The sequence below is a fragment of the Neorhizobium alkalisoli genome (genome assembly GCF_002968635.1).
GTDB lineage: Bacteria > Pseudomonadota > Alphaproteobacteria > Rhizobiales > Rhizobiaceae > Neorhizobium > Neorhizobium alkalisoli.
Window position 1 is genome coordinate 1 of record NZ_PVBN01000028.1, and the last position, 5,088, is coordinate 5,088.

Below are 5,088 nucleotides of genomic sequence, written 5' to 3' on the forward strand. Positions count from 1 at the left end.
GCGGATTTGCCGAAATTTCTGAGACATTTCGACGAGGCGCCACCCCAGCTTGTTGCCGCAACATTGATGAAGTGCGCAGACGAAATCCTTCGTCTCGGGCGATTGCTCGGCAATCATGCCCGCTGAATTAAACGAAACGGTAACCGTCTTCGCAAACCCCGCTGGAACGGGATGCGGCGCTGGCCGAAGTTACCAGCGCCGCAGATCCGTGCCCACGGTACCCCACTGCGGTGAGGCTCGACACGCTCCAATTGCGAGCGTGTCGAGCCTTCCAATGCCGCGCCCCTGGAGTGCCGGGAGCGGCAACCGGCTCACCCCCAGCCGATTACTGATAGTTGTTTCTGGTCGCATTTCGCGACGTGACAAGCTTGGCGATATCGATCTCGACATCGCTGCGGAGTTCCTTGCCGATCGCTTCCAAGGTCACGGAAAGCCCAGCCTCCACCTCCCGCGAATTTAGCAAACGCGCCGTATCACGCGCATAAATGAGCAGTCGCCCCAATGCTACTAGCTCGGCATTCCGATCGTTGTCCTGCGTCATTAAACCGTCCTTTGCTTCCCCGTTCGGAGCGCAATTTAGACCTAACAACAAAGGGCGGGCGTGACATCGGCGTGACACAACGCGCGGCTGAGGACGTCAGTGTTCGCGCCAGAGGGATGTACGATTGAAATCAAAGGAAGGGACGGCACTCGGCTGGCTGGTCTGGCGCAGAGCCTCAATGAGAGACAAGGCGTCGAGACGTTTCTGATCTACATACTGCGTTTTGAGGATAGTCAACAGCTCAGCCAAGCGGAGGGGCTCAATTTCCCCACAGCGTTCGACAATGGCCACCCATGTCCGGGCCTTGAAGAACAAGGCGTTGGCGCTTTCTGCGATCCATCGTTCCTCCTGTGCGCAGATGACATCTTTCCTACGACAGCGAGCGAGTGTCGCGGTCACGTTCACCAAAGGCAAGGTGACGGCGACATAGTTTACTTCTTCCGGGCCATGCAGCAATGCCACGTCAGCGTCGTCGACCAGGCCACCGCTTGCATAACCACGAAAGATCTCTCCGACGCCGATCATACCAAAGGCCTGGCATTCGGCCGCCCGCAATGCCCCCATGCTTGCGGCGCCATAGATCGTCACACCGTTGGCAAGACCGAAAAGGATCTCCTTGTGCCAGACAGGCGCGACATATTCGAAAGCACCGTCGATCAAACCGATGGCGGTTGCGCCTTCATCAACCGCACGACGTAAATCGCCCTGAATGGCCGGCGGACGAACTTTGATGCCAGTGCCAGCCAATTGATGGGCGTTTGGAAGGCTTGGCCCGACAAACACGATCTTCATGGCGCCAATGTCGCCGAAATTGCGCGTGGCCCCAATCTTTGCCGCCGCGCCCCTTCCGGGTTCTCAAGATCAGGCACCAGGATCTTAGAGACGGCAAAGGGTAGATCAGGATGACCAAGTTGCACCGATATTGCCCGACACACGCCTGCCTGCCGTAAACGGGAGAGGATGTGATCCAGGTCGGCAGATACGGCATTGGGCGGCGAGCGTTCCGGGCGGGCGTCGAACAGTCTTCGCAGACGGTCGGACAGGGGTCGCCTATAGGTTTTTGGGAAGATGTCGTCACGCGCACCGCTGATATGGGTGACGCGCGATTGTGCTGCTTCCGTCACCGCGCGGATTGCCGCTTTCTCGGGATATGGGTGAGAGCCGCAGCCGAAGGTCACATCGACATGCCGAGCAGCCGGTGATGCAAGCGTGGCCTTGCTTGCCAAAAAGGCGGCAATGGCGGGTATCCCAACGTCGCTGGTGATATCGAACAGCCGCAGGGAAATGTCCTTTTCCTCGATCATCGCGACAAGCCTTTTGAACCTGGCATCGTCGAAACGTTCGGGATCCAGACATCGTGCATGCTGTCTTGGTTCGGCAAGCACCTGCCACAGGACATGAGCATCCCGTTCGATCCGTTCCAGAAGACCATGAAAGACCGTCTCCTCATAGTTGTTTCCAGATGCCAGTCCGTCGGAAGACTGCCAGTATCGGCAGTCCGTCAACGTCCGGTCCAGGCAAACCGCCTCAAGCGGCACGTGAACCCGCCCGCCCGACAGGAGATCTCTGCCTTCCACGAAGGCAAGATTGTCGTCGGCATTGGGAATGCTCCTGCTTTGGGCGAGGAGCGGCGAAAGCAGGTCCACTTCTTCACCTGCCCTGTTGAGACTTGCGACGGACGTCACGTTCACATCTAAAGCGGGGTCACAGGCCACGGCCCTTTCCAGGGCCTCCATGGCAGCCGAGGTCCTCGCATCGGCATCGGTCAATCCCTTGCCCTGCGCGACCACGATCGATTTGGCGTTCGGAGTATAGGCGCACCAGACCGGAATACCGATATAGTCCAAACCAGTTTGGCGGCCGACGCGGGTGATGCCGAAACTTTCCAGAAACGGAAACACCCGTTCAAAGGTCTCTTCAGACGAGCAAATGCGCTCCATGCCTCAGACCGGCCGTCGGTCAACCATCGAAGACACCGGAGGCCGCCTGCTCAGAGGAGGAAACTGCAACGGCCAGATTGACGCCTTTGACGATAGTTCCCCCTGCCCTTCTAAGATCGTTTGCGGTAGCTAGCGGCCCGGACGTGGGCGCTGTCATAGGATGGACAGTACCTGCGTCAAGGTCGGCAAGGTAGAGTTGTTCGTCACCTGGCAACCCGATCACAACGATTCTAGCCATTAGTACCCCCTTTTGGCTCGGTTTTAAAATCCGGCCTTCAACAGGCCCTCGCGGTATATGTCTTTCTGCCACTGCTCCCGCACCGGAAGCACCGCCAGCCACTTTTCGAGATCAAAGTAGGGATTGAGCTCTTGGGCCTTGCGCCGATGCATCCGTGCTTTGGTCATATCGCCGGCCATTGCGTGACTTGCGGCAAGCAGTCGGCGGGCCGACGATGGGTCCTCCATGCGCTCGATATAGCCGATCGCCGCATCGAACCGGCCAAGGAAATAGCTGGCACCGGCGGCGATCCAGAAGTAGTCGTCGGGGCAGATCGGGTTAAGCGCCATCGCCTTGGCGATCTTCGCCAGGCCTTCAGCGGGCTTGGAAGCGTGGACCAGAGCGTCGGCATATCCGCATACGGCATCGGCCAGGTGCGGGCTCAACCGCTCTGCCTGGTCGAAGGCATCAAGGCTCCCATCCACGTCGCCGATATAGAGCTTCGACAAGGCAAGTTCCCGGTGGGCCGACGCCAGTTCCGGCTCCAGGCTGACCGCCCTTTGTGCCGTGTGCTCGGCCTGACGGAGCAATTCACCGTCGCCCCTCGCCGTCAAAACCCATTCCCAGGAATAGGTGCGAGATAGGCCGGCAAGGGCCGGGGCAAAGTCGCTGCGCATCTTGAGCGTCTCCCTAAACGCGTTTCGGGCACGGCGCACATCAGGAAGCGTGAACTTGTTGAGGTGTTGTGAGCTCGCCAGATAAGACCGATAGACCTCCGGCTGGGCTCGGTAATCGGCAAGTATGGTTTCGCTACGCCGAAGATGATTGCTGATCGCTGCAACGACCATCTGCGCGACCTGCTTGCGATGCGAAACGAGCAGGTTCGGGTCGAGATGGAACCGCTCTGCCCATAGCAGGCTGTCGGACGGCAGAAAGATCATCTGAACGAAAAGGCCGTCCGGCCCCATCCTCGTGTCGATGACGTAGGAAATCGCATGCGTTTCGAGTTGGGAAACTTTGTCCGGATGGCTGCGGATTCGCTCGGCTGTATAAGGAGCGACCACCGCGACCGTTCTCAGCGAACAAAGGCTGATGGTAATGTCTTCCAGCAGAGCACGCGCGGGGTAGGATGCACCGTCGTCGATACCGGGCGGTGCAAGGAGAACAAGCCGGGGAAGTTCGGACGTGAACTGGGTTGGCGAGATCGTGATATCCGTAGAGGCCGCAAGATCAGTGCAGCGAGGCAATGCAGCCAGGCGATGAGTGGTGCCGCCCTCGCGACGGTGTGTTTCCATCAGCACTTCCTGGACCGCCACATCATCCGGATGTCGCTCCAGAAGCTGTTTTGCAACCTCCTTGACCAGGATCAAATCCGGCCGCTCGGTCGCTGTGGCGCTCACCCTGAAGAATAGGTCCCTAAACGTGTTCCAGTGGCGTTCTCTTTGCTTCTCCACCCATAACTTTAGTGCGGAGGGCAGATCGACCCCGTCGAGGAAACGCAGGGTCAGCAGTTTGGAAGCGGAACGGAGATGTTCGACAGGGTCGAGATCAGCCGAAAAGAGTAAAAAATCGACATCAGACGGCACGCTTGTCAGATTGACGGTCGAGGCGGAGAATTCCAGTGGCAGGCGCCGACCGCTGGCTGCATATTTGCGCACCCTTTCGATCATCTTGCGGAAGTTGATTTTGGCCGTCTCCTGGTCCCCGCTCCAAAGTAGTCGCGCCAGGTGCTCGCGCGGCAGTTCCCCCTCCTGCTCCGCCATCATATAGACAAGAGCAAGCAGTGCCTTCTGAGGGAGGGGCAACCGCCCCTGTTCGTCGTCGGCAAGCCACAGGCCGCCGAAGGTCACCAACCGTAGCATGATGACATCCGCTAGCCGGTCACTCTTGGCTCTTCCGACTGAATTTCGGCAGCCTCCGGACTGCGGCTCAGGGACTTGACGAGCTGAAGGATGTTTTGGCGCAGTTTTGGGTTTCCGACATGCTGAAATGCGAGGTTGAACTCGATCCCTTCACGGCTCCCGACGAACCTTGTCACCGCATCGTCCTCCGTCACGTCCGACCGGTTGTCGCTGGAGAGATGACTGGCAGGACCATCGTCAAAAAAGAAGGTGACCGGTACATTCAGTATGGTGGAAATGTGCTGCAGCCGGCTGGCGCCGACGCGGTTGGTCCCCTTCTCGTATTTTTGAACTTGCTGGAAGGTGATCCCAAGATTTTCGCCAAGTGTTTCCTGGCTCATTTTGAGCATCGTGCGGCGCAGTCGGATGCGGCTCCCGACATAAACGTCAATGGGGTTCGGCTTCTTCTGGTCCATTACGAAAGGCCCTCCGTCTTCATCGAAGACTGATCCAATCGTGAAACTATTTCAACTAGTGCTCGAAAAAATA

Annotated in this window: 6 protein-coding genes; all 6 read right to left on the reverse strand. The window is 58.4% G+C overall.

Going from position 1 to position 5,088, the window contains the following annotated elements; all coding sequences use genetic code 11:
- Nucleotides 1-325: 325 nt before the first annotated feature.
- The 6 genes from C5L13_RS28325 to C5L13_RS28350 all read right to left on the reverse strand — a co-directional run bounded on the left by C5L13_RS28325 (nt 326) and on the right by C5L13_RS28350 (nt 5,015).
- Entirely contained in the window at nt 326-541 is a 216-nt protein-coding gene (locus C5L13_RS28325; RefSeq protein WP_105386595.1) for a hypothetical protein, read from the reverse strand.
- Nucleotides 542-637: 96 nt separating this feature from the next.
- A complete protein-coding gene (locus C5L13_RS28330) occupies nt 638-1,333 on the reverse strand; it encodes a TfuA-like protein (protein WP_105386596.1) in 696 nt (231 codons plus the stop codon).
- A complete protein-coding gene (locus tag C5L13_RS28335) occupies nt 1,330-2,481 on the reverse strand; it encodes a YcaO-like family protein (RefSeq protein ID WP_105386597.1) in 1,152 nt (383 codons plus the stop codon). Before C5L13_RS28335 ends, C5L13_RS28330 begins: the two co-directional genes overlap by 4 nt.
- Nucleotides 2,482-2,500: 19 nt before the next feature.
- The gene (locus tag C5L13_RS29440; RefSeq protein ID WP_105386598.1) at nt 2,501-2,719 is read right to left on the reverse strand and encodes a hypothetical protein; all 219 of its coding nucleotides are present in this window, start codon (nt 2,717-2,719) and stop codon (nt 2,501-2,503) included.
- Between the two features lie 23 nt (nt 2,720-2,742).
- A complete protein-coding gene (locus C5L13_RS28345) occupies nt 2,743-4,560 on the reverse strand; it encodes a hypothetical protein (RefSeq protein WP_105386599.1) in 1,818 nt (605 codons plus the stop codon).
- Between the two features lie 11 nt (nt 4,561-4,571).
- Complete coding sequence (locus C5L13_RS28350) at nt 4,572-5,015, reverse strand: helix-turn-helix domain-containing protein (RefSeq protein ID WP_105386600.1); 444 nt, start codon at nt 5,013-5,015, stop codon at nt 4,572-4,574.
- Between the last annotated feature and the right edge of the window lie 73 nt (nt 5,016-5,088).

Excerpts from the sequence above, each read along its gene's own strand:
- C5L13_RS28325 (WP_105386595.1), bottom strand. The coding sequence starts at position 541 with ATGACGCAGGACAACGATCGGAATGCCGAGCTAGTAGCATTGGGGCGA.
- C5L13_RS28350 (WP_105386600.1), bottom strand. The coding sequence starts at position 5,015 with ATGGACCAGAAGAAGCCGAACCCCATTGACGTTTATGTCGGGAGCCGC.
- C5L13_RS28335 (WP_105386597.1), bottom strand. The coding sequence starts at position 2,481 with ATGGAGCGCATTTGCTCGTCTGAAGAGACCTTTGAACGGGTGTTTCCG.
- C5L13_RS28330 (WP_105386596.1), bottom strand. The coding sequence starts at position 1,333 with ATGAAGATCGTGTTTGTCGGGCCAAGCCTTCCAAACGCCCATCAATTG.
- C5L13_RS28345 (WP_105386599.1), bottom strand. The coding sequence starts at position 4,560 with ATGCTACGGTTGGTGACCTTCGGCGGCCTGTGGCTTGCCGACGACGAA.
- C5L13_RS29440 (WP_105386598.1), bottom strand. The coding sequence starts at position 2,719 with ATGGCTAGAATCGTTGTGATCGGGTTGCCAGGTGACGAACAACTCTAC.